Annotated in this window: 22 protein-coding genes and 1 tRNA gene; 10 read left to right on the top strand and 13 right to left on the bottom strand. The window is 68.8% G+C overall.

Annotation, left to right across the window (positions count from 1 at the left end):
* Positions 1–37 precede the first annotated feature (37 nt).
* From Q1V88_RS06690 to Q1V88_RS06660, 7 genes are all read right to left on the bottom strand, one after another.
* Entirely contained in the window at positions 38–1,216 is a 1,179-nt protein-coding gene (locus tag Q1V88_RS06690) for an acyl-CoA dehydrogenase family protein (protein WP_300679604.1), read from the bottom strand.
* Between the two features lie 120 nt (positions 1,217–1,336).
* Positions 1,337–2,095, bottom strand: coding sequence for an IclR family transcriptional regulator (locus Q1V88_RS06685; protein WP_300679601.1), 759 nt, complete (start codon positions 2,093–2,095; stop codon positions 1,337–1,339).
* 87 nt (positions 2,096–2,182) lie between these two features.
* Positions 2,183–3,493 carry an MFS transporter gene (locus Q1V88_RS06680; protein ID WP_300679598.1) on the bottom strand — a complete coding sequence of 437 codons (1,311 nt, stop codon included), beginning with the start codon at positions 3,491–3,493 and terminating at the stop codon, positions 2,183–2,185.
* On the bottom strand, positions 3,490–4,656 hold the full coding sequence (locus Q1V88_RS06675; protein WP_300679596.1) for a flavin reductase: 1,167 nt from the start codon (positions 4,654–4,656) through the stop codon (positions 3,490–3,492). Before Q1V88_RS06675 ends, Q1V88_RS06680 begins: the two co-directional genes overlap by 4 nt.
* Positions 4,657–4,701: 45 nt before the next feature.
* Positions 4,702–5,538, bottom strand: a complete 837-nt coding sequence (locus tag Q1V88_RS06670; protein ID WP_300679594.1) for an alpha/beta hydrolase — start codon at positions 5,536–5,538, stop codon at positions 4,702–4,704.
* Positions 5,539–5,662: 124 nt separating this feature from the next.
* The gene (locus tag Q1V88_RS06665; RefSeq protein WP_300679591.1) at positions 5,663–7,015 is read right to left on the bottom strand and encodes an MmgE/PrpD family protein; all 1,353 of its coding nucleotides are present in this window, start codon (positions 7,013–7,015) and stop codon (positions 5,663–5,665) included.
* Positions 7,016–7,104: 89 nt separating this feature from the next.
* The gene (locus Q1V88_RS06660) at positions 7,105–7,812 is read right to left on the bottom strand and encodes a hypothetical protein (RefSeq protein ID WP_300679589.1); all 708 of its coding nucleotides are present in this window, start codon (positions 7,810–7,812) and stop codon (positions 7,105–7,107) included.
* A 267-nt stretch (positions 7,813–8,079) separates the two neighbouring features.
* Here Q1V88_RS06660 and Q1V88_RS06655 point away from each other — a divergent pair, with 267 nt between their 5' ends.
* A complete protein-coding gene (locus Q1V88_RS06655) occupies positions 8,080–8,247 on the top strand; it encodes a hypothetical protein (protein ID WP_300679586.1) in 168 nt (55 codons plus the stop codon).
* Positions 8,248–8,312: 65 nt separating this feature from the next.
* Here the strand turns inward: Q1V88_RS06655 and Q1V88_RS06650 are convergent, their stop codons facing one another.
* The 3 genes from Q1V88_RS06650 to Q1V88_RS06640 all read right to left on the bottom strand — a co-directional run bounded on the left by Q1V88_RS06650 (position 8,313) and on the right by Q1V88_RS06640 (position 10,404).
* Positions 8,313–8,978 carry a methylenetetrahydrofolate reductase gene (locus tag Q1V88_RS06650; protein WP_300679583.1) on the bottom strand — a complete coding sequence of 222 codons (666 nt, stop codon included), beginning with the start codon at positions 8,976–8,978 and terminating at the stop codon, positions 8,313–8,315.
* Positions 8,979–9,094: 116 nt separating this feature from the next.
* Entirely contained in the window at positions 9,095–9,391 is a 297-nt protein-coding gene (locus Q1V88_RS06645; protein WP_300679581.1) for a hypothetical protein, read from the bottom strand.
* Between the two features lie 83 nt (positions 9,392–9,474).
* Positions 9,475–10,404: a hypothetical protein gene (locus Q1V88_RS06640; RefSeq protein WP_300679578.1), complete on the bottom strand. Its 930-nt coding sequence runs from the start codon at positions 10,402–10,404 to the stop codon at positions 9,475–9,477.
* Between the two features lie 519 nt (positions 10,405–10,923).
* Here Q1V88_RS06640 and Q1V88_RS06635 point away from each other — a divergent pair.
* Entirely contained in the window at positions 10,924–11,322 is a 399-nt protein-coding gene (locus Q1V88_RS06635) for a hypothetical protein (protein ID WP_300679575.1), read from the top strand.
* Between the two features lie 198 nt (positions 11,323–11,520).
* Complete coding sequence (locus Q1V88_RS06630) at positions 11,521–12,741, top strand: SIR2 family protein (protein WP_300679572.1); 1,221 nt, start codon at positions 11,521–11,523, stop codon at positions 12,739–12,741.
* 446 nt (positions 12,742–13,187) lie between these two features.
* On the opposite strand, the gene Q1V88_RS06625 is transcribed toward Q1V88_RS06630, so the two are convergent.
* The 3 genes from Q1V88_RS06625 to Q1V88_RS06615 form a co-directional block, all read right to left on the bottom strand.
* Complete coding sequence (locus Q1V88_RS06625) at positions 13,188–14,225, bottom strand: ImmA/IrrE family metallo-endopeptidase (RefSeq protein WP_300679569.1); 1,038 nt, start codon at positions 14,223–14,225, stop codon at positions 13,188–13,190.
* Positions 14,226–14,292: 67 nt separating this feature from the next.
* A complete protein-coding gene (locus Q1V88_RS06620; RefSeq protein ID WP_300679567.1) occupies positions 14,293–14,826 on the bottom strand; it encodes a hypothetical protein in 534 nt (177 codons plus the stop codon).
* Between the two features lie 443 nt (positions 14,827–15,269).
* A tRNA-Leu gene (locus Q1V88_RS06615) sits at positions 15,270–15,353 on the bottom strand.
* Between the two features lie 161 nt (positions 15,354–15,514).
* Between Q1V88_RS06615 and Q1V88_RS06610 the strand changes: the two genes are divergently transcribed.
* The 7 genes from Q1V88_RS06610 to pknB form a co-directional block, all read left to right on the top strand.
* Positions 15,515–16,225 carry a DUF3662 and FHA domain-containing protein gene (locus tag Q1V88_RS06610; RefSeq protein ID WP_300679564.1) on the top strand — a complete coding sequence of 237 codons (711 nt, stop codon included), beginning with the start codon at positions 15,515–15,517 and terminating at the stop codon, positions 16,223–16,225.
* 42 nt (positions 16,226–16,267) lie between these two features.
* Positions 16,268–16,735 carry an FHA domain-containing protein gene (locus Q1V88_RS06605; RefSeq protein WP_300679561.1) on the top strand — a complete coding sequence of 156 codons (468 nt, stop codon included), beginning with the start codon at positions 16,268–16,270 and terminating at the stop codon, positions 16,733–16,735.
* Positions 16,732–18,075: a protein phosphatase 2C domain-containing protein gene (locus Q1V88_RS06600; protein WP_300679558.1), complete on the top strand. Its 1,344-nt coding sequence runs from the start codon at positions 16,732–16,734 to the stop codon at positions 18,073–18,075. Before Q1V88_RS06605 ends, Q1V88_RS06600 begins: the two co-directional genes overlap by 4 nt.
* Positions 18,075–19,487 (top strand): FtsW/RodA/SpoVE family cell cycle protein, encoded by a 1,413-nt coding sequence (locus Q1V88_RS06595; protein WP_300679555.1) that lies wholly within the window; start codon positions 18,075–18,077, stop codon positions 19,485–19,487. Before Q1V88_RS06600 ends, Q1V88_RS06595 begins: the two co-directional genes overlap by 1 nt.
* On the top strand, positions 19,484–20,980 hold the full coding sequence (locus Q1V88_RS06590) for a penicillin-binding protein 2 (protein WP_300679552.1): 1,497 nt from the start codon (positions 19,484–19,486) through the stop codon (positions 20,978–20,980). The genes Q1V88_RS06595 and Q1V88_RS06590 overlap by 4 nt, the downstream gene beginning before the upstream one ends.
* Positions 20,977–22,554, top strand: a complete 1,578-nt coding sequence (locus tag Q1V88_RS06585; RefSeq protein WP_300679550.1) for a serine/threonine-protein kinase — start codon at positions 20,977–20,979, stop codon at positions 22,552–22,554. Before Q1V88_RS06590 ends, Q1V88_RS06585 begins: the two co-directional genes overlap by 4 nt.
* A partial coding sequence (gene pknB / locus Q1V88_RS06580; RefSeq protein WP_300679547.1) for a Stk1 family PASTA domain-containing Ser/Thr kinase occupies positions 22,551–23,759 on the top strand: 1,209 nt, incomplete at its 3' end. The genes Q1V88_RS06585 and pknB, both read left to right, overlap by 4 nt.

The raw sequence follows: 23,759 nt of genomic DNA, 5'->3' as shown, positions 1-23,759 counted from the left end.
CCGAGGAGGCGGGGCGTCACGAGCCCCGCGAGGAGTGTCAGTAACGCACGCCGGGCGGGACGGAGAGCCCGAAGAGGTGGCGACCGTAGCCCTCGTAGGTGATCTCGGCGGCGTTGTTCGCGTGGTTCATCGCCGCGTGCATGTCACGGAAGAACCGCTGGAACTGCTGGTCACGGCGCAGCGCCGCCCCACCGGCGTGGACGAAGAGGGAGTCGACGGCGTTCATCGCCCGGCGCACGGCCCGGACCTGGTTGCGTCGGACCTCCAGTCGGGCGGCGGCCGGGATCTCGGCACCGGCAGCAGCCAGGTCGTAGATCCGCTTGATGTCGTCGAGGAACTGGAGCCGGCTGGCGGCGATGTCGGCGCTGGCCTCCCCCAGGGCGACCAGCTGGTGCGGGTTGCTGGCCGCGGCCGACCCCTTCGAGTCGACCCGGGTGCCGGCGTACTCGACGAAGGAGCGCAGCGCCCCCTGGGCGATCGCCAGCGAGCCACAGGCGATCACGCCGGAGAACATCACAGCGAACGGCATCCGGTACAGCGCGCTGTCCCGGCCGCGCTCAGCGAGCGTGTCCGGGAGCGCGTCGGGGTCGATCACGCGAACGTCGGGGATGAACGTGTCGGTGATGACGACGTCCTTGCTGCCGGTGCCCTCCAGCCCGATCACCTCCCAGGAGTCGGCCACGATCTCGTAGTCGCTGCGCGGCAGGATGATGTGACGCACCGGCTCGCTACGGTCGACGGTGCCGTCGGCGCCGGTGACGAGTGCCCCCAGGATGATCCAGGAGCAGTGGTCGGTGCCCGAGGAGAACGACCACCGCCCGTTGCAGACATAGCCGCCGTCGACCCGGCGAAGACGACCCAGCGGCGAGTACGGCGACGCGATCCAGGTGTCGGTGCCGTCGGGTGCCCCGGCTCCCCAGACCTGCTCCTGCACCGACGGGTCGACCTGAGCCATCTCCCAGGGGTGCACGCCGACGACGCCGGAGACCCAGCCGATCGAGCCCGACCGGGACCCGACCTCCATCACGGACTCGAAGAAGTCGACGGGGTGGGCCTCCTCGCCGCCGTACTCGCGCGGCTGGAGCATCTTCACGATGCCGCTCCAACGCAGGCGCTCGGCGGCCTCGTCGGTCAGCCGTCCCAGCTCCTCGCAGGCGGGTCCGTTCTCCTCCAGGAAGTCGCCGATCTTGGCGATCCGCTCGCGCACCTCGTTCACGTTGCACTCCGTCTCGTGCTCTCCGTGGCCCCGCAGGGCCGTGGCCGACACTCGGCCGAGTCACGATGGTGCGACCTACGTCACAGCAGCGCGACGAGGACGTGCCAGGGAGTGAAACGGCTACTCCCGTTCGAGCTCCAGGTCCCGCATGTGGGCGCCGTAGAGCGCGGCGATCTCGTTGGCGGCCGCCTTCACCTGGGAGCCGTAGAGCACCGGGTCGAAGCGTCCGGTCGGCCCCGAGGTGGAGATCGCGGCGATGGCGACACCGCGCCAGATGATCGGCGCGGCGACCGAGGTGAGCCCGAGTGCGGACTCCTCGCGGTCGAAGGCGACGCCGCGTTCACGGACCTGCTTGAGCTCGCTGACGAAGAGCCCCGGCGCGGCGATCGAGTAGCGGGTCTGGCGCTCCAGCCCGGCCTGGAGGATCCGCTCGATGGAGTCCCGGTGCCCGAACGGCAGGATCGCCTTGCCCAGCGCCGTGCAGGACGCGGGCACCCTGCTGCCGACCACCGTCGGGACGTGCGCACCGGTACGGCCCTGGATCTTGTCGAGGTAGAGCACGTCCAGATCGTCGAGCACGCCCAGGTGCGCGACCGTCCGGGAGGCAGCGAAGAGCTCGGAGAGGAACGGGCCGGCGATGCTGCGCAGGTCTCCCGGCTGGCACATCGGCACCGAGTTGCCCAGCTCGAAGACGTGCTGGGAGAGCCGGTAGTCGGTGCCGTTGCGGTTGAGGAAGCCGTTGGCGGCGAGCTGGTTCAGCAGCCGGAACGCCGTCGACTTGGGCAGGCCCGTGGCGCGGGCGAGGTCGCTGACCCCGGCGACCGGGCCGACCTGCCGGAAGGCGTCCAGGAGGATCAGTGCCTTGGTCACGGAGGTCATCACGCCCTCGTTCGGCCTTGCCTCGGTCATCACCGTCACCTGTTCACTCCCGTCGACCCGACTGCGTCGCCAGCAGTGTGACCGCCGTCACCCGTGGCCGGAAGAGGTGGGGGCCAAAGTCGTGCCACCAGGTGGCACAGCCTCGTCGTGCGGGTCGTCGAGGCGGGCCAGCCAGCGCCCCCGATCCAGACCGGAGAGCAGCACCGCCGCGACCAGCACGAGCACGCCGGCACCCGCCACGGTGGCCGGGGCACCGACCTGGTCGGCGACCCAGCCCTGGAGCGCCGAGCCGAGCGGCATCGAGGTGCTGAACACCACGATCCGTACCGAGATCACCCGGCCCCGAACCGGCCCCGCGACGATCAGCTGGATCGCCGTGTTGGCCGAGGCGATCAGGGCCATGAACCCCATCCCCACGCCGACGAGGAGCAGGCAGCCGACGGCGTACCGCCCCGAGAGCGCGAAGCCGATCAGCATCACGCCGTACCAGGGCAGGGCGAGACGGGTGATCCGACCGAGGGTCAGCCCGGGGATGCCACCGGAGATCAGCGGTGCCACCAGCAGGCTGCCGGCACCCAGTGCGGCACCCATCAGCCCGAGGCCCAGCGCGCCGACCTGGAAGACGTCGTCGGCGAAGACGACGGTGAGGGTGAAGATCGGGTTGCCGAGCACACCGACGATCACCGAGAGCAGGATCGCGATCTGGATGCCCGGCTGGCCGCCGACGTAGCGAACGGCGGCGACGAAGTCGCGCAGGACCTGGGGTCGCGGTGTCGGCGGGGCAGGCGCCGACGGCAGCCGTACGGCGGCCAGCGCGAGCAGCACACCGACGAAGGACATCCCGTTGAGGAAGAACGCCCACCCAGGACCGAGCGTCGCGATCAGGATCCCCGCCAGCGCGGGTCCCAGCGCTCGGGCGCCGTTGAACTGCAGGGAGTTCAATGCCACCGCCGAGCTGAGGTCCTCGCGGGGCACGAGGTCGTTGACGAAGGACTGCCAGACCGGGAGGTTCACGCCCTGGAACAGGCTGACCATGCCGAGCACCACCATGAACATCCACGGGGTGGCGACGCCGGTGGCCCAGATCAGCCACAGACAGCTCGCCGAGACCGCCATCCCGGTCTGGGTGACCAGCAGCACCCGGCGCCGATCGCACCGGTCGGCCAACGAGCCACCCCAGGGGCCGAGCAGAACACCGGGAAGCAGCTGGGCGACGCTGGCCGCACCGACCCAGAGCGCGCTACCGGTGAGCTGGAAGAGCACGTACGGCACGGCCAGGTTGGCCAGCCAGCTGCCGACGTTCGAGCCGAGCGCACCGCACCAGAACAGCAGGTAGTTGCGGTGCGCGAAGGCCCGCGCGGCGTAGCGCAGGCCGCTCGGCGTCGACGACGTGCTCACTCCGTCGGACCGAGGGCCCGTCCGATCCGGGCGGCCGCCTCGGTCAGCCGGGCGATCCAGCCCTCCACCTCGAGCCCGTCGGCACCGGCCGGCAGCCGACAGATCCGGATCACCAGCTCGACGGCTCCCTCGGGTCCGAAGACCGGAGCGACCAGTGACGTGACGTCGTAGCGGGTGCCGGGCTCGACCTCGACCGGCTCGTAGCTCTCCGAGACCTCGGCGATCCGGGCCTCGACCTGGCGAGCCCGTTCGGGGGTCAGGTCGCTGGCACCGTAGGCACGCAGGTCGGCATAGAACTCGGCCTCCGGCACCCGGCAGGCCCGAGCCATCGCCCACCCCCGCTCGCGGGCCAGGGCGAGGCGCCGCCGGTAGGACTCACGCAGCTCCTCACTGTGGGGCCGGAGCTGCGCGAGCCACGCCTCCTCCGCCTCCGGTCCCTGCCAGGCCACGTAGAGCTCGCCCAGCGGTGGCCGCAGCGGCACCCGATCGCCGGGCGGCGGGTCGACCGGGAGGCCCGGGGCCGCGGTGGCCCCCACGACGACCAGCTGTCCCCCGACCTCGGCCATCGCCGAGGCCTGGACACCGAGATCCCGGGTCAGCCCTTCCAGCTCACAGCGGGCGACCTCGGCCAGCTGCACGCCGGCGATCAGGTCCCGCTCGGGCAAGGCGATCAAGGAACGCGGGGTGAACCGCCCATACCCGCCCTGGAAGAACAGCAGCGGCTGGACCGGACGCTCGACCTCGAGCGCACGGACCTGGCCGAGCACGAGGTAGTGGTCACCCGCCTCGGTGACGTCGTACGTCGTGCACTCGATCCACCCCACCGTGCCCTCCAGGACCGGGGCGCCGCCCGGGGACACGTGCCAGCCCAGACGCTGGAAGTCACGTGGCCCCGAGGCGAAGTGGCGGCACAGGTCCTCTTGGTCGCCGGCCAGGATGTTGATGCAGAAGACCGGCGCCGACCGGATCCGCTCGAAGGTCCGCGAGCTGCGCATCGGCAGGTAGGTGACCAGGGGCGGATCCAGCGAGACCGAGCTGAACGAGCCGACGGTCATCCCGACCGGGGTCCCGGAGTCGTCGAACGCCGTCACCACCACGACGCCGGTCGGGTAGTGCCCGAGCACCTCACGGAAGCGTCCCGGGTCCAGTGCGGTCTGTGTCATGGCTGCCTTCCAGCGGGTGGTCGAGCGGGGGTCGGGTGGAGTGGGTCAGGCGTGGGTGATGAAGTCGGCCACCACGCGGTTGAACTCCGCGGCGTGCTCGATCTGCGCCCAGTGACCACACCTGTTGATCTGGTAGAGCCGACTGTTCGGGATCAGGGCATTGAGCTTGAGCCCGTTCTCCGGGTGCACCACGCGGTCGTCGCGGCCGTGGATCAGCAGGGCCGGCGCGGTGATCCCGGCCAGCAGGTGCTCGGCCGGGAAGTCGCGGGCCGGGCGCGGACCGGAGAGGAAGTTGGTGGCGTGCTCGGGGCGGCGCAGCACGGCGTCGAGCCGGACCTGGGCGCGCTCCTCAGCCAGATCGCCGGAGTCGAAGCTCATCACGTCGACGAGCTCGCGCATCGTGGCGAGGCTCGGCTCGCGGTAGCCCTTGAGCAGGATCTTGATCCCCTCCGTCGGCCCGTCTCCGGCACCGAAGAGCTTCACCCCGGTCGCACCGGCCCCCATCGTGATCAGGTGGGACAGACGCTCCGGGTGCTCGACGGCGAAGCGGATGGTGGTCGCTCCACCCATCGAGTTGCCGACGAACGCGGCCTTCTCGATGCCGAGCGCGTCCATGAACTCCAGGGCCGACTGGACGTGGTTGCGATCCTCGGCACTGACCGGGTCGGAGTCACCCCAGCCGGGCATGTCGGGGGCGTAGCAGGTGAACTGCTCGGCCAGCTCGGCGATGTTGGGGCCGAAGTTGCTCCAGCCGGTCGCTCCGGGGCCGCTGCCGTGCAGGAAGATCACCGGATAGCCGGAGCCGGCCACGTTGTACTTCACCGTGCCCGAAGGCAGGGTCACGTGCTTCGTCGTGGCGGCATCGGTCAGGTCGAGCGTCATGGGACGTCCTCTCAGAGACGGTCGGGGCAGATCCTCAGCGTGCTGTGAGCGGGGTCACCCTGCGTAGGAAGTGGTGCCACGGACCGGCACGCGCCGGGTTCTCAGCTGGGTTCTCAGGGGGTCCTCACCGGCGCAGTGCACCCGCGAGGGCCCGCAGGTCGGAGGCGTACGGCGACGCCCGCAGCACCCCGATCAGGGTGACCGCATCGGCCTCGGACCAGCCGGCGCCGGTGAGCGCGGTCCGTGCCTTCGCCTCCAGGTCGGCGTCGCTCAGCGGCCGACGGGCATCGCCGTAGGAGACCGCGACCTCGGCGGTGCGGCTGGTGCCGTCCTCGAGCATGACGGTGACCCGGGTCGGCCCCGGATCACCCAGGGTGAGGGTGACGAGTCCCATCAGGCGATCCACCTCGGGGTCGGCGAGACGGTCGTCGACGAAGTCGGCGAGCCGCAGCGGCCCGCTCGCCAGCGCCCTCGCCACCGTGTAGTGCAGGGTGAACTTGGCCTCCAACCCCGTGCTGGGACGCCGCAGCAGCAGCGGCCCCGTCGAGGCCTTCGGCACGGTGACCTCGATCGCGCCGACCTGGCGAAGATCGAGGTCGGATCGCAGCTCGAGGGCCGCATCGACCGCCAGATGGGTGGCGAAGCACGACGGGTGCAGCTTGATCGCCCAGTCCTCGACCCAGGCGTCGGCCCAGTGCTCCAGCCGTTGCGGGAGTCGGGCGAGCCGGTCGTCGAGTCCGCTGGTGGCGCCGTACAGGGCGAAAAAGCCACGCGGTGCCTCCAGCTGGTGGGGGTGCGCGGTGAAGCCACGGCGGGCGAGCTCGACGGCGACGACCGCGTCGTGGGCAGCCTGTCCGGCGTGCAGCGGCTTCGTCATCGTGCCGAAGTTCGCCAGTGAGCCCGCTACCGACGAGGAGACGATCCCCAGTGCGTGCCGGGTCTGCGTCGGGTCGAGGCCGCTGAGGTGGGCGAGCGCGGCGACGGCGGCGAGCCGACCGGTCGTGGAGGTGTTGTGCCAGCCACGGCCGTAGTGCTCCTCGATCGGGAGCGCCTCGGAGACCGCCCGGAAGGCCGCCGACCCGACGTCGTACGCCGCCACCAGCGCCCGCCCCGGCGTGGAGGGGTCGGCCTGGGCCAGCAACGCGGGGATCAGGACCGCCCCCGGATGCATCGGCATGCTCGGCACGGCGTCGTCCCAGTCCAGTGCATGCGCAGCCGTCCCGTTGACCAGTGCCGCCCGCGACGGGCTCAGCTGCACGCCGCCGCCCCAGACCGGAACGGTGCCCGCACTCCCCTCACCGAGAACCCAGTCGAGCAGCACCGCGGTCGCCGGCTCAGCCCGGCCCGCGATCGCGACAGCGACCGTGTCCAGCAGGACCCGACCGACCGCCTCGGCAGTGGCGCCAGCCTCGCGGGGTCGTACGACGAAGTCGGCGATCGCCTCGGTCGCTCCGGACGTTCCACTCTGCGCACTCATGGCGCCCGAGGCTAGGCAGCGGGTCCGGTTCCGCCCAGGATCCTGTTCTGCGAGGCGGAACCACAGCAGCGCCCGAGCCGATCCCCCGTTCAAGGACGGAGCTGCCGCCACCCTGGACCGCTGAGCGAATCCCTGAGGAGATCGTGGGCACCTATCGGGGTGTCCCCGACGAAGCCATTGGCGAAGTCGGTCACCACCCATCGGTCCTTGTCCCAGGAGACGTCGATCCGGGTGACCATGAAGATCCGTCCGCCCTCCAGCTGGATGTTGGAGAGAGTCTCTGCCGCAAGCTCCACCGAGACCTTGGTGGGCGAGTCATTCCCGTGGGTGGCTGCGGAACGAATCCAGGCTGGGGAGGACTCGTCGAACCGACGTCCTGTGTGAGTGACCCGGAGGTTGTGTCGGTCCTGCACGAGGTAGTTCTTGAACTCCTCCGGAGCGCTGGGGCTGACCAGGGCAGACACCATCTCCTCGTCGTCCGCGTCGGAGTCCACGTCGATCTGGAGCTGGGAGAACATCACCGCGAACTGCTCTGCTCCTGCCCGACTTCGGCTGGCTGTGCCGAGCCGAACGGCGTCTTCGAGGCGCGGTGTGGCGGTGAGCGTAGGTGGCGTCGCCGCGTAGCCCGTCGCGCCCTTGATCGGGGTCCGAACCGGCTCAGGAACCAAGGCCGCACTCGATGATGTGGCCACCGCCGAAGCGGGCGACGACGCGCCCTGATCCGGCCCGACCGAACTGCAGGCCGCCAGAACAAGGAAAGCAGCCACCGCTACCGGTGTGACCACCCCGGCCCTCATGCGGGCGCCCTTGGTGTGGGGCGTACGCGTCGCCATGACTGCCAGCGCGGTGTCGGTCGACGATCGTGAAGACCCGCTGGCCGCCGGATGACCTCGTCGTACGACGTCATCCGGGCCTCCGTTCGGTTCTTCGCTGACGTTCAAGATAACTGAACACAAAGCGAAGACTGAACGCCTGCGGAAGAGGCGGGTGCGAGGCGCGGGAAGGGGCTCCTCAGCCCCACAGTCAGCACGCACCCGCGGCCCGAAGCGGCCTAGGCTTGCCCCATGAGCACCGAGTTCCGCTCCCTGACCTGCCCCTGCGGCATCCCGCTGGCCGCGACGAACGAGGACGCGTTCGTCAGCGCCGTCGAGCGTCACCTCGCCGAGGCGCACCCGCAGCTGAGCTACACCCGCGAGCAGATCCTGTCGATGGCGGCCGGCCAGCGCGGCTGAGCCCCTCGGGCTGAACCACTCCCAGCCGGAGCCCCGCCGCGCCAGCGGGACTGCGAGTCAGCGGGTCAGCGGCGCGCGCGCAGTCGGGTGGCGACGTCGGCGTACCGACCGACCGGCACCAGGTGCACGCCGTCGAACGCGCCGGAGTCCCTGATCTCCCCGATCAGCTCGATCGCCCGGTCGACCCCGACGTCACGGTCGCTGTCCAGGGACGCGATCAGCTCCTCGGGCACCGAGATCTCGGCGACCTGCGCCGCGATCGTGCGCGCCATCGCGGCACTGGCCATCACCAGCACCCCGGCGAAGATCCGACCCTCGTAGTCGACGGTCTCCCGCCACGCCAGCAGCGGCTCCACCTCGAACGACGCCTGGGTCAGCAGATAGTCAGCCGACTTCTTCCACGACGGAAGCGGTACGCCGGCCCGGGCCGTGGCCCCGACGGTGAACGTCCGCTCCTCGTAGGCATGCGCCTCGTCGATCATCCGGCGCACCGTCAGATCGGTCGAACGCTCCCCCACGCTCGGCGCATCACCGCGAACGAAGAGGAACCGGTCCACCCCGTAGGCGGCAGCGGTGAGCAGATCGCGACGGAAGCCGAGCAGGTTGCGGTCACGGCTGTTCACGCACGCCACCGCCGTCCCACCCAGCGCCGCCACCTCGCGGGCCACGGCGATGCTCGACACGGTGGCGCGGCCCAGGTGGTTGTCGGGGACCAGGAACGTGTCAGCCACACCGCTCAGGAGCGCGATCTGACGTCGTACTCGGGTGAGATCGGGGCCCGTCGCCGGCTCGATCTCGCACATCACTTCGAACTCAGCAGCACCAGGCACCCCACTATTTTCGCAGATCACAGCGGTGCTCCCGTCGACGTGTCCAGGACCTGCCGCAACGCGGTCCAGCCCCGCAGATTCGCCGTCGACTCGCCTGGGATCGCCACGCGTGCGACGTGCTCCAACGGCGACCAGTGCGGCGGTCGTGCCTCGACCAGTCGGGCGTAGAGGCCGAGGTCGGCCTCGACGTCGCGCCGACCGTCGTGAGTCAGATAGGAGACCCGCGCGCATCGTGCGACGCTGACCTGCCGCCGCATCCGCCAGTAGCGCTGTTCGTCTCCCGAAGCCGTCGCCACGTATCCCTCAAGCGGCATGACAGTAAATATCCACTTTCGGACCCCAACTAGCAGCATGTTGAGCCGATGCGGTCCGGGTAAGGCTGCGTCGGCCGGCCGGATTAATCGCCGGCGAGTCGCGCGACCGCCGCGCGGTGCTCGTCTAGCCACAGAGTCACGTAGTGAGCCCTTCCGGTATTTGCGCTGAAGTGCCTCCACCTGCCGTAGGCAACCAGTGTGTTGCCCACGGTGATGGTCTCGGGGAGCGGGTTTGTCGTGACGCGTATGACTGGCTTGATAGGGATGTCATCGGCCGCCTTGACCGGTCGATGGTCACCTGGATCTCGAACGGCGAAGTGAGCGACGGGGTTGTTGTTGCTATCAGCCCCCATTTCCTCGACGCGACCGACAACAGCTCTTGGATATTCCGACGCTGGATCGGTAGCCGCAAGTGCCCGGTCTAGCCGCTTGATGTCATGGGCCGCGTCGAAGCAGAAATCGTCCCACGAAATGACGAGATCACCGTATCGAGCACGAAACCGTTCACGGGCTTTCGGGTCGTGAGCGAAGGCCCGGATTAATCGGACGATCTCCGTCGCAGCGCGGAGCGTCTGATCAATTGTGGGGGTGCGACCTCTGGTGAAAGCAGCCCTGCTGCGTGACGTGGCGTCGCCCTCGCGACGAGGCTTCACCTCCCCCTCGGATGCCAGATTGAGGACGAGGATGTACGTGTCGCCGTCCTTCGTGACAGTTCCGACGTGCCTGCATTGGAGATCGCTGGCTTGAGCGTCGAAGTCGTACCGACGACCTTCTTCGTGACGCATTCCTTTCGCGAGGCGATACAGCGGGTCGACTCGCGCCTTGCCGTCGCGTGTCAGGTAGCCATGCACCGGGCCCACTGCAACCTCACAGCCGCCACAGCGGAGCGGACGAGTGAACGGCGGAGTCGGACTCTCAATAGCCCACCGATCGAACTTGTCTCCAAGGACATCAATCGCGTATGGAATGCCGAGCGCCACCCGTGGTTCTCCCTTCATCACCTCGGCGAACATTGGGTCCACCGAAACCAGTGTCAAATTCAATCGGCCGCCGTGTGTGGGAGATGAACTCGACATGCGAATAAATCGATGACTCCAAGCCAACCGGGCGACACAAGCATGCGGTCAACTTGTCCAGAAAAGTCGCCTGACTAGAGCTGACCCCTTCAGGCACCCCAGAAGGGTCAGCCCAGCGTGAATCGATTTGAGCAGCGACGCCAAGGCGCCCGCCTAACCTCGAGTCTCCAGGCCGAGATGCTCCACTCGGCCCCGACAGTCGGTAGAACGTTGCCTAGCTTCGACGCCCTCGCCGTCAGGATCGGGGCCTCGAGAGCAATGAATGGAACGAGGACCGTCGCACGTTACCCGACTCATGAGCGACCGGATGACTTCGCCGCTACTGTTCGACGAATGCCGTACGTACGAAGGCTCGCTGCCGCACCAGCCGTGATCATCGGAGGACCAGCGACCAGCGCCGAAGCTCGGTCACGGATCGATAGATTCGTGCCGTGGGCCACGGTCCTTAGCCCGTTCGTGGCCACGCTCACCGCGATCGCGGTCGTTCTCGTGGGGGTTCACGCTAGTAACGAGGCCGACCGGGCCAACTTCTTGCGCGAACATCGTCAAGTTCTGTACGCCGAGGTTCTAGCCGACCTCGGAAGAATCCAGAACGATGTCGAGGCGAACCTGGCAGCTTATGTTCCCCGGACCACGAACTACAGGACCGACGACAAGGACCTCGTAGGCGCTCTCCACCAGTTGCAGATCCTTGGACCCGACGAGGTATGGATAGCTGCAAGTCACGCAAGGTCCGCGCTTGAACGGGACGTGGTCGATTCGTTGGAGACTGAGTTCAGCGACGAACAGCGGGAGAGCTACTTCCACTTCCTCGAGCAGTTCTTGGACCGTGCTGCCGCCGCGGTCGGCCGCTAGGCGAGGGCACCGGCCCCGGTTCCTCCTCTGATGCGTGCGCCGCCCGTTTCGAACTGGCGCTACCGCCCCGATCGAGACGCGGGCGGATCCGCGACACGCCAGCTGGGCACTGATCGCACGGCTGGGAGACGGTGGCGCAATCCCGAGAGTCGGCACGAACGGAGTACGGACCAAAGCGCTGGGTGCTAGAAACCGTCCATGCTGATGTTCGTCTTCGGCGCAGGGGCATCCTTCGACAGCGACCCCCTCCGGCGCCCTGGCTACCCGGAAGAGGAGTACCTCTATGGCGACTCCCGGCCGCCCCTTGCCAAAGAGTTGTTCACCCCACCAAGCATCGATGGCCAGAACATCGTCGCCGAATTCCCAAGAGCAGCACCGATCATCATGGATCTCCGGAAGGCGGTCGCGCGCGGCGAAGACGTCGAGGAGGTCCTGGAAAAGATCAGCGCCTCCGCGAACTCCTACCCGGCAAGATCAGCGCAACTGCTGGCCTTCCGCGGATACCTTGCACGGCTGCTCACCCAAATCCCGAGCGACTGGGCCGAGCAATGTCAGGGCCTGACCAACTACGTCCAAGCGCTCAGCGCTGTCGACCGCTGGAATGCTGAGGGTCAGCACCCCGAAGGGCGCCACCCGATCAGTTGCGTGAGCTTTAACTACGACCTGCTCTTGGAACAGGCGGTCGACCGCGCATTCGGCCACCCAATCAATGACCTGGCGGACTTCACCTCCTCCAACGACATCCATATCTACAAGCCACACGGATCGGTCCTATGGCGCCAGGCAGCACGGTGGAGTCTCAATCACCAAGAGCTCCTAATCGGCGAAGCGGGCTGGCATCAAGCGATCAAGGAAGCCCACACTCTTGAGTGGCTTGAGGAGTGGCAACAGACCGATCCCCCCGTGGACGACGACGGATTCGACTATCAGGATCCAGAGGACTTGACGAAGGTCTGGCTTCCGGCCCTTTCGATTCCCGTGCGCCGCAAGTCGGTGTTCACCATGCCGCCAGATCACCGAGAAGCCCTGACCGACGACCTAGGAAAGGTAACGACTATGGTCGCGATCGGTTGGCGGGCACGAGAGCGACACTTCCTCCAACTACTTCAAGACCACATGCCCTCTCAGCCCGCAAGGCTGGTGGCCGTCGCAGAGAACGAGTCCGCTGCCCGGGAGACCGTTGACAACCTCTGGCCCACCGGCCGCTTCCAGGCATATGCCGTCAGCACAATCGGATTCAGCGGGTTCGCCGACGGGCCGTCTGACGACGACCTCCTCGACGACGAGAACCTCCCAAGCCTCACCCTCGCCGCCCTTCTCGAGGACTACGGGGTCCGCTGGATCCGTCGACAGCCGGGTTCTGGCCTGCCCCACGAGGCCGAGAGCCCGTACTTCGCGCCCAATTACGCTGACCTATGAAGAGCTAGCCACCGTCTCGACAGGCCATCCACGCGCTCAGTTAGCCCACGCTAGTTGCAGGCCTGACTCCTCCCTAGCGCGCCGGGAAGTAGCACAGGCGCAGGATGGCGTTATCACGATGGGAATGCGTGGCTCGGTGCTGGCGGCTTGATCATCCTCAAGCAGACCTGCCTGGGGCCAAGGCCCCCCTTCTTGTTGTTCAACTACGCGCTCACCTCTCTTCCAAGATGGATGCTCGGCCACCCACGGGCACTCGTCGTGGTTCCGGAAGTCGCAGGCATGGGAGCGGCTTGGTAATGCCAGCTGCCGCTGTTTCCGTTCTCGTCCTCGCCGACGTCGACTGGTGCTCCGTCGTTCGTACCCATTCCGTCCGACGTGCCCACCGCAACCCTTGATGTGGCGTTCGCATGGCAAATCCGCTCCCTGAGCGGCGAACGGCCGACGGGTCAAACGAGGCGGAGCACAGGGCGGTGATCCGCGTCTCCCAGCAGGCCCCTCACCATGCTCGGATTGAGTCGTACAGCCTCGGAGATAGCAGGAATAGTCGTGCCGTGCTCGCCGGCAAGCTCTGCAGCACGCTTTAGGAGGCTTGGCGTCTCTCCGGGGTACGCGCTTGTTGGATCGGCAGCTGGGTCGTTGGACCGCGCAAGCCGCTGGTAGGCCCGCCGGGCGGAGGACTCGGTCGTACGGCCCCGCTCAACCATCCTGCGGACCAACGAACTTGAGGACACGCCCCACGTCCGGCCAAGCCGGTCAAGAACCGCAAGGTCCAGTCTCGCTGGCAAAGCGACATCCATGGAGGTTGCGGGCGTAAGGAAGGCTGCAGCGAACTCGTCGGCGTCACGCTCAATCGCTGCGGTGGGCTCACTGACGTCATCGTGCAGCAGGAGATGTCCGATCTCGTGGGCGATCGAGAACCGGTGGCGGAAGACGTTCTCGCTCCGGCGCGGCGTCATCACGATGATCGGCCGTTCGACGATCTTGAGCGAGAAAGCATCGACGGCGTCGATCTCTGCGAGCGGCCGGATGACGACGACGACGCCGTGTGACTCCGCAGTGGCCGTGAGGTGTCGTACTGGCCCGTCCGGCAGCTTCCAGTGCCGTCGTAGCAGCGCGGCCGCCTCAGCGGGCGTTGTCCCGGGCCCAACCTCTGGAAGGTCGACCTCGGGCAAGCGTACGTAGCGCTCGAGCGCGAAAGTCAGCTCCCAGACCAGCGTCGCGGTCGCCAAAGCCTTCTGTCGGTCACTCACTCTGGCCGAACGCAGGCTGCGGAAGTGCGCGTTGACCTCATTGATCCGGGCCAGCGGTCGGCCGACGTTGAAGAAGTCCGACTTCATACTCGTCGCCTCGGCGAGCTTGTCGACGACGTCCGGGCGCGGTGAGGTGATGCCAGCCTCGTATTGTCCGATGGCGGCGGCCGAGACTCCGACCTGACCAGCGAGATCGGCCTTGCTGAGTCCCGCGAGAGCCCGAGCCTGCGTCAAACGCGCAGGCTCGAAACGGCCGGAACGTCCGCCCCCGGAGCGGAGGTCGAACAGGCTGGGTGCGTCATCACGCATCCGAGTGTGGCCTCCCCTGCTCCTGAACCTCGACGACGGGGACCGCCGGCACGCCGCTGTCGAACGACTCGACCTCAGCGGTCTCAACCTGGACGTCGACGAGCTCGGCCTCCCAAATCGTCTCCTCGCCCTTCAGGTCCACCTTGCCCTCTTCGTCGAGGGTCGCGACTGCCCAACTGATCGACTGAAGAAGGCGCGGCGAGGAGTCGACCATCACGAGCACCACGGGCATGACGCCGTCACTGACCTCTTTCACGACACGAACCAACTCGTGGGGCTCGTCAGCGGGGTCGTCGATGGCGCTGTCCGGGAAGGTCGGCTCAAAGAGCATCCCTTGGGGAAGCTGAGCCTCGAAGCCACCCTGTCGGGTCGGGCTGGAGGCAAAGTTGCGGACCGCGTTAGGGGCCGACGGGATGCGCCATACGTAAATCAGGCAGTTGTTGACGATCGGAACCGAAATGCCGCCCGGCATCAGCTTGCACGTCGGGAACCCGTATTTAGTCACAGCCTCGCGCGCGTCGTCCATCAGGTCACGCCACTGACTCCCGAAACCCATCGCATACCGCGAACCAGTCGCCAGGTGCCCATCGGCGGCGAGGTCGTGCCGAGACCGGATCGCATCGACGAGGGTTGCGCGTAGAGGTTGAGTGTGGGCACCGAGAGCTTCGGCGGGCGACGCTGGAACCATAGAAACCTCCTCAGGTGGCGTCCAGCCGCTTCCCAGCAGGACTGACTTCAGTATTGCACGTAGAACGCGCACTGGCGCTTCACCTGGGTTTCACGGCGCGGCGCCAGAAGGCGCCTCGCCCTCAGGTGCCCCCAACCCCTCGCTCGACGTCGCCCGGCGACGGCAGTCTCGACACGACCTCTTGGTCACGGCGACGGACCGCGCCGGCTCCAGCGGCCACTCCGCAGACCCGGAAATGCAGAAGGCCCCCGATCCGTAGATCGGGGGCCTTCTGGCTGACGTGCGCGAGGGGGGAGTTGAACCCCCACGTCCTTTCGGACACACGGACCTGAACCGTGCGCGTCTGCCTATTCCGCCACTCGCGCGTCACCCCGGCGAACCGGAGCAAGAGAAGACTAGCGGACCCGGCGACGGGCGCCCAAACCGGCGCGCATCCCTCCCCCTCTGCGCGGTCCCCGTTACGATCAAGCGAGCCCGGTTTCCCCGTCGGGCTCTTGGCGCTGATCTCACAACGTAAGGAGGGGCGATGAGCGCACTGCAACGATTCGAGGCTCGGCTGGAGTCCCTCGTGTCCGGCTTGTTCGCGAAGACCTTCCGCAGCGCTGTGCAGCCCGTGGAGATCGCCGCGGCCCTCCAGCGCGAGTGCGACAACAACGCTCAGGTGCTCTCCCGCCAGCGCAAGCTGGTGCCCAACGACTTCCACGTCGAGCTGAGTGGCACCGACCTGGAGCGGCTGCGCCCGTACGACAGCGCACTGGAGGGCGAGCTCACCCACCAGCTACGCGAGTACGCCGACGCGCAGGGCTACGTCTTCCCCGGCCGGATCACGATCGGGTTCGCCCCCGACACCGAGCTGACCACCGGCCGTTTCCGGATCCGCAGCGAGGCCAAGGCGCAGGTCAGCGGTGACGCGAGCAACACCCGTCTGACCCGGGCGCACGCCGTCCTGGAGGTGAACGGCACCCGGCATCCGCTGGACACCACCGTCACCGTCGGCCGCGGCTCCGACGCCGATCTGCGGATCAACGACCCGGGCGTGAGCCGCCGCCACGTCGAGTTCCGGGTGACCAACGCCGCGGGTGCCTTCCCGCGGATCGAGGTGCACGATCTCGGCTCCACCAACGGCATGCTGATCAACGGTCAGAAGATGCAGAGTGCGCTGGCCGACGACGGCACGGAGGTCAAGATCGGCCGCACCGTGATGACGGTCCACCTGATCGAGGAGCCCAGTGCCTGACGCGATGGCTGTCCCCTGTCCCCGAGCCGGGCAGGTGACCGGATGAGCGAGCTGACCCTCTTCCTGATCCGGATCGCGTTCCTCGCGATCCTGTGGATCTTCGTGCTCAGCACCGTCGGGGTGCTGCGTTCGGATCTGTTCGGGGCGAGAGTCGAGCCGGGCAAGAACGGCCGTGCCCCGGGCAAGCCCGCCAAGCAGCCCAAGGCGCCCAAGCGCGGCGTCCCGACGCACGTGTACGTCGTCGACGGCAGCAACAAGGGTGAGCGGGTCGACCTCGCCCTCGCGCCGATCCTGATCGGCCGCGGCCCCGACGCCGCGATCCGGCTCGACGACGACTACGTCTCGACCCGGCACGCCCGGATCGCGACCAACGGCGACACCTGGTTCGTCGAGGACCTCGGCTCCACGAACGGCACCTACATCGGTGCGGTCCGCCTCACCCAGCCGACCACGCTGACCCTCGGCACGCAGGTCCGGATCGGGAAGACCATCCTGGAGCTGCGCAAATGACGCTGCACCTCCAGTTCGCCGCGATCAGCGACGTCGGCCGGATCCGCAAGGACAACCAGGACAGCGGGTACGCCGGCCCCTGGCTGCTCACCGTCTGTGACGGTGTCGGCGGCGCGGCCCGCGGTGACCTCGCCAGCTCGACCGCGGTCAGCCAGATCCGCAACCTGGACCGGCCCCCGACGCCCGAACACACCGCCGAGGACCTGCTCACCCAGGTGGCCGGGGCGCTGCACCGTGCCCACGACCGGATCGCGGAGCTGATCGAGACCGATGCGTCCCTGTCGAGCACCTCGACGACGGCGACCGTCGGCCTCTTCGACGGCACCCAGCTGGCGGTCGGCCACGTCGGCGACTCGCGGGCCTACCTGCTGCGCGGTGGCCGCCTCACCCAGATCACGCACGACCACACCTTCGTGCAGACCCTGGTCGACGAGGGCCGGATCACCGAGGAGGAGGCGCGGTACCACCCGCACCGCAACCTGATCCTGCGGGCGATCGACGGCCTGCGCGAGGCCGAGCCGGACCTGTTCGTGGTGCCGCTGGAGGCCGGTGACCGGCTGATGCTGTGCAGCGACGGCGTCTGCGGCTCGCTCTCGGACGCCCGCCTGACCGACATCCTCAGCACCGGCACCCCCGACTTCGCGGCGGTGGAGCTGATCCGGGCCAGCCTGGACGCCGGCAGCTCCGACAACGTCACCTGCCTGGTCGCCGACGTCAGCGAGGAGCCGACGGTCGACACCATCCCGCAGCTGGTCGGTGCGGCCGCGGAGCTGCGTCGGCGCAAGATCTTCAAGGGCCACCGCGGTGGTGACACCGGTGAGCTCGAACCCCTCCCCCTCGGTGCCGTCACCGACGACCTGCCCGAGGGCGCCCGGGTCGACGACCCGATCGACTCCGAGCTCGCCCGGTACGCGCCCCGCCCGCCGATGGGCCGGCTCTGGGTGCGCCGGCTGCTGGCCGGCGTACTCGTCCTCGGTCTGCTCTGGGCCGCGGGCGGCGTGGCGTTCGCCTGGACCCAGCGCCAGTTCTACGTCGGTGCCGACGGCGACACCGTGACGATCTACCGCGGCCTGCCCACCTCGATCATCGGGATCGAGCTCGGCAAGCCCTACGAGGCGACCAACGTGACGGTCAGCTCGCTGTCGGACTTCGACGCCGACTCAGTGCGTGAGGGCGTCGCCCAGACCAGCCGGAGCGCTGCGGAGAACTACGTCCGCACCCTGGCCACCCGGATCCAGACCCCGGACGCGGGCACCGCACCCCCGGTAGCGACCGCGACACCGACCGCGACTCCGACCCCCACCGCCACACCGACCACCTCACCGAGCGGAACGCCCTGATGGTCTCCCTCGCACCTGCCCCCAGCTCCACCAGCCTGGTCCACCGCAGCCGGCGCAACGCCGAGCTCGGCCTGATCATCCTCGCGCTGGTCGTCGGCATCGGCGCCTACGCCGCGGTCGGCCTCGGCGTCGACCACCGGGTCCCGGCCGACATCTACCGCTACGGCGGCTGGCTGGTCGGCCTGATCCTGGCCGCCCATGTGACGGTCCGCCTGGTCGCGCCGTACGCCGATCCCGTCCTGCTCCCCATCGTGGCGGCCCTCAACGGGTTCGGGCTGGCGATCATCCACCGCCTCGACCTCGCCTCGGGCAAGCAGGACTTCGCCGCGAAGCAGCTCTTCTGGATGACGCTCGGCGTCGCCCTCTTCATCGCCACCCTGGTCTTCCTCACCGACCACCGGAACCTGCAACGGTTCACCTACACGTTCGGCCTGGCCGCGGTGGTGCTGCTGTTGCTGCCGATGGCACCGGGGATCGGCAAGAACATCAACGGCGCCCGGATCTGGATCCATGTCGGCTCGCTGAGCTTCCAGCCCGGCGAGGTCGCCAAGGTGCTGCTGGTGGTCTCCTTCGCCGGCTACCTGGTGCTGCACCGCGACGCGCTGGCCCTGGCCGGCAAGCGGGTCGGCGGCATCGACCTGCCCCGCGGCCGTGACCTCGGCCCGATCCTGGGGATGTGGCTGGTCAGCCTCGGTGTCCTGCTCGCCCAGCGCGACCTGGGCTCGGGACTGCTCTTCTTCGGCCTCTTCATCGTGATGCTGTACGTCGCCACGGAGCGCACCGGCTGGCTCGCGGTCGGCGGCGCCCTGTTCGTGGTCGGGATCGGCGCGATCTGGCTCTTCAGCGGCAAGATCGGCTTCCTCGAGCACGTCCGCAACCGGTTCGACATCTGGCTGCACCCGATGGAGTACTACGACCGCAGCCCGGGCTCGTTCCAGCTGGTCGAGGGGCTCTTCGGTCAGGCCTGGGGCGGCCTGATCGGCCGTGGCCTCGGCGAGGGCAAGCCCTACCGGGTGCCGTACGCGAACTCGGACTTCATCATCTCCAGCATCGGCGAGGAGCTCGGCCTGTGCGCCGTGATGGCGATCATCGTGGCCTACGCCCTGATCGTGGAGCGTGGCCTGCGCACCGCCCTGATCAGCCGTGACGACGTCGGCAAGCTGATGGCCGTCGGTCTGGCGGTCAGCATCGGGCTCCAGGTCTTCACCGTGGTCGGTGGCGTCACCCGCCTGATCCCGCTGACCGGTCTGACCACGCCGTTCCTCTCCTACGGCGGCTCCAGTCTGGTGGCGAACTGGGTGATCATCGCGCTGCTGCTGCGGATCTCCGACCATGCCCGCCGACCGCTGCCCGATCTCACGGTGCCGACCGACGACACTGCCACTCAGGTGATCCGAGGGACCCACCCGTGAACAAGCCGATCCGGATCATCTCGATCATGCTGGGCGTCCTCTTCGCCGCTCTGCTGATCAACCAGACCTACCTGCAGTACTTCGCTGCGGGCTCCTACAACGCCGACAACCGCAACCGCCGGGTGATCGACGCGGAGTTCTCCCGCGAGCGGGGGGCGATCCTGGTGGGTCGCAACCCGATCGCGCAGTCGATCCTGAGCGACGACCTGTACAAGTACCAGCGCTCCTACCCGCAGCCGCAGATCTACGCCCCGATCACCGGCTACTTCGCCTACGGCGGCGCCGTCACGGGCGTGGAGAAGTCGCAGAACTCGGTGCTGTCCGGTGACGACAACCGGCTCTTCGTCAACCGGCTCACCGACCTGCTGACCAACACCGGCTCCAAGGGCGGCAACGTCGAGACGACGATCAACGCCAAGGCGCAGAAGGCGGCGTACGACGGACTCAAGGCCCTCCCGGGCAACGTCGAGGGTGCGGTCGTGGCGATCGAGCCCAGCACCGGCCGGATCCTGGCGATGGTGAGCACGCCGACGTTCGACCCGAACAAGGTCTCCTCGCACGACTTCGCCGCGAACCAGAAGGCCTACGAGAAGCTGGCCGCCGACAAGTCCCAGCCGCTGCTCAACCGGGCCGTGCAGATGACGCTGCCCCCGGGGTCGACGTTCAAGATCCTGACCGCCGCGGCGGCGATCGAGGCCGGCAACGGCAAGTACAACGCCGACTCGACGGTGCCGGGCGGGTCGACGTACCAGCTGCCGCTCACGCACGGCTCGAGCGGCCTGATCAGCAACGAGGGCCGCAACTGCGGCACCTCCAAGGGCGTCGCGTTCCGGCAGGCGCTGGAGAACTCCTGCAACACCACGTTCGCCCAGCTCGCGATCGGCGTGGGTGCCGACAAGATGCTGGAGATCGCGGAGAAGTTCGGGTTCAACCAGACCTACTTCGACGACCTGCAGGGCACCAACGGCAAGTCGATCACCGCCACCTCGGTCTTCCCCAGCGGGATGAACGCGGCCCAGGTCGGGCAGAGCGGCTTCGGCCAGTTCGAGGTCCGGGCCACCCCGCTGCAGATGGCGATGGTGGCGGCCGGGATCGCGAACAACGGTGCGGTGATGAAGCCGTACCTGGTCGAGGAGGTGCAGTCCTCGGACTCCGACACCGTCTCGACCACGCAGCCCAAGAAGTTCTCCCAGGCGATCAAGGCCTCGACGGCCAAGGAGGTCACCAAGCTGATGGTCTCGACCGTCGACGTCGGCACCGCCTCGCCCGCGGCGATCCCGGGGGTGAAGGTGGCCGGCAAGACCGGCACCGCGCAGTCGGGGCAGGCCAACGTGCCGCCGTACGCCTGGTTCACCTCCTTCGCCCCGGCCGACAACGCCAAGGTGGCGGTCGCGGTGATGATCCAGAGCGCCGACATCCCGCGCAGTGACATCGGTGGTGGCAAGTACGGTGGCCCGATCGCGAAGGCCGTGATGCAGGCGGTGCTGAAGTGAGCCACTTCGTCGACAACGGCAACCGCTACCGGGCCGACTCCCTGATCGCGACCGGCGGGATGGGTGAGGTCTGGCGCGGTGAGGACACCGCGCTGGGACGCCCCGTCGCGATCAAGGTGCTGCGCAAGGAGTACGCCGGCGACACCATCTTCCGGGCCCGGTTCGAGGCCGAGGCCCGCCATGCCGCAGCGCTCTCGGACCCCGGCATCGCCGCGGTCTGGGACGTCGGCAGCTCGATCGACGACGACGGACTGGCGCGCCCGTTCCTGGTGATGGAGCTGGTCGAGGGCCAGCCGCTGTCGGCCCTGATCCGGCGCGGTGAGCCGATGGACCCGGCGATCGTGGCCGGACTGATCGCCCAGGCCGGGGATGCGCTGGCCGCGGCCCACCGGGCCGGGATCGTGCACCGTGACGTGAAGCCGGCCAACCTGCTGGTGACCGCCGACGGCACCCTCAAGATCACCGACTTCGGCATCGCGCGTGCCCTCTCCGCGATGGCGCTGACCGGCACCGGCGCGGTGATGGGCACCCCGCAGTACCTCTCCCCCGAGCAGGCCCGCGGCGAGTCCGCCACCCCTGCCTCCGACGTCTACGGGCTCGGCGTGGTCGCCTACGAGTGCCTGACCGGCGTGCGGCCCTTCGACAAGGAGAGCCCGGTCGCGACAGCGCTGGCGCACCTCAACGACACCGTCCCGCCGCTGCCGAGCAGCGTCCCCCCGGCGATCGCCGCGGTGGTGATGCAGGCCCTGACGAAGAAGCCTGCCGAGCGGTACGCCGACGGTGCGGTCTTCGCCGCAGCGCTGCGGGCCGCGATGGACCCCACCGCCCCGCACGTGATCGCCCCGGTGCCGCCGGTGTCGGACGCCACCGCCGTCACGACGGTGACGCCGGCGACCCAGATCCTCCCGACGGCCGGAGCGGGCGCCCTGGGCGCCGCAGCGGCGGCTGGTGGCACTCGGGGACCCTCGACGGCTGCGGGGACGGCAGCGGGCGCCTCAGCGGCCGCTGAGGACGAGGAGCGGTCCCGGATCGGCTGGGCGATCGCCATCACGGTCGCCGTGATCGCGGTGATCGCCCTGCTGGGCTGGCTGATGCTGCGCGGCGACGGCTCGCCGTCCACCCCGGCGCCGACGACCACCCCGTCGGCCACCTCGGACGCGTCCCCCACGACCACGCCGTCGACGAGCAGCTCGCCGTCGGCCTCGGCCTCGACGTTCAGTCTCACCGAGAGCCAGATGGTGGGGCGCAACGTGGACGACGTACTGGCTGATCTGCGGGCGCTGGGTCTCAAGCCGACCAGCCACCGGGTGCCGAACCCCGGCAACGAGACACCGAACACCGTCGCCGCCGTCGATCCGACCACGGGTCTGAGCGCGGGCGACACCGTCTCGGTGGCCTACTACGGGCCGCTGCCCAGCACGACGCCGACTCCGACGCCCACCCCGACGCCGACACCCACGCCGACGCCGACACCCACCCCCACGCCGACCCCGACGCCGACGACCTCGACGTCGCCCAGCACCACCCCCAGCGCGGAGACGAGCTCTCCCGCGGCCCGGAAGGAAATCCGATGAGCCCCGACCACGCCGACAACGCCGGCAGCGGCGCCAAACCCCCGGTCACCGTCGGTGGCCGCTACCAGCTCGGCGAGCTGCTGGGCCGGGGCGGGATGGCGGAGGTCCGCAAGGGCACCGACGCGCGACTGGGTCGTGTCGTCGCCGTCAAGCGGCTGCGGACCGACCTGGCCTCCGACGCGACCTTCCAGGCCCGTTTCCGCCGGGAGGCGCAGTCCAGCGCCAGCCTGAACCACCCCGCGATCGTCGCCGTGTACGACACCGGCGAGGAGACCGTCAAGGACGCCGATCACGAGGGCCACGAGATCAAGCAGCCCTACATCGTGATGGAGTACGTCGCCGGCCGCACGCTGCGCGACATCCTCCGCGAGGGCCGCAAGATCCTGCCCGAGCGCGCCCTGGAGATCACCTCCGGCGTGCTGTCGGCCCTGGACTACTCCCACCGAGCCGGGATCATCCACCGCGACATCAAGCCCGGCAACGTGATGCTGACCCCGAGCGGCGACGTCAAGGTGATGGACTTCGGCATCGCCCGGGCCGTCTCCGACGCCTCGAGCACGATGACCCAGACCGCGGCCGTCGTCGGCACCGCGCAGTACCTCTCGCCCGAGCAGGCCCGTGGCGAGACCGTGGACTCGCGCTCGGACGTCTACTCCGCCGGCTGCCTCCTCTACGAGCTCCTCACGGGCCGGCCGCCGTTCGTCGGCGACTCGCCGGTGGCCGTCGCGTATCAGCACGTCCGCGAGCAGGCCGCTCCCCCCTCGGACCACGACGGGGACCTGCCGCCCGCGATCGACGCGATCGTGATGAAGTCGCTGGCCAAGCGGGTCGAGGACCGCTACCAGTCGGCCGCGGCGATGCGCAACGACATCGAGCGCTACCTCGACGGCCGGCCGATCTCGGTCGTCGCCGCACCGGTCACGCCTGCTGCCGGTACGACGGTCGTCACCGGGATGCCCACGGGCCAGACCTCGCTCGTCCCGCTGGTAGACGACGCTGATGACGACCGCGGCCCGCGCATGGGCGTGATCATCGGCGTCGCCCTCGCCGTGCTCGCGCTGATCGTCGCCGGGATCATCTTCTGGCCCAAGCTCTTCCCGTCGGCGCCCGACCAGGTCCAGGTGCCGAACGTGGTGAACCTCAGCGAGAGCCAGGCGCGCCAGAAGATCGGGGACGCGCAGCTGCAGCCCGACGTGCAGAGCTAT

This window comes from Nocardioides sp. (assembly GCF_030150155.1).
In the GTDB taxonomy this organism is placed as follows: domain Bacteria; phylum Actinomycetota; class Actinomycetes; order Propionibacteriales; family Nocardioidaceae; genus Nocardioides.
Note: the sequence above shows the minus strand (reverse complement) of the source record. Positions and strands in the feature narration are given on the sequence as shown.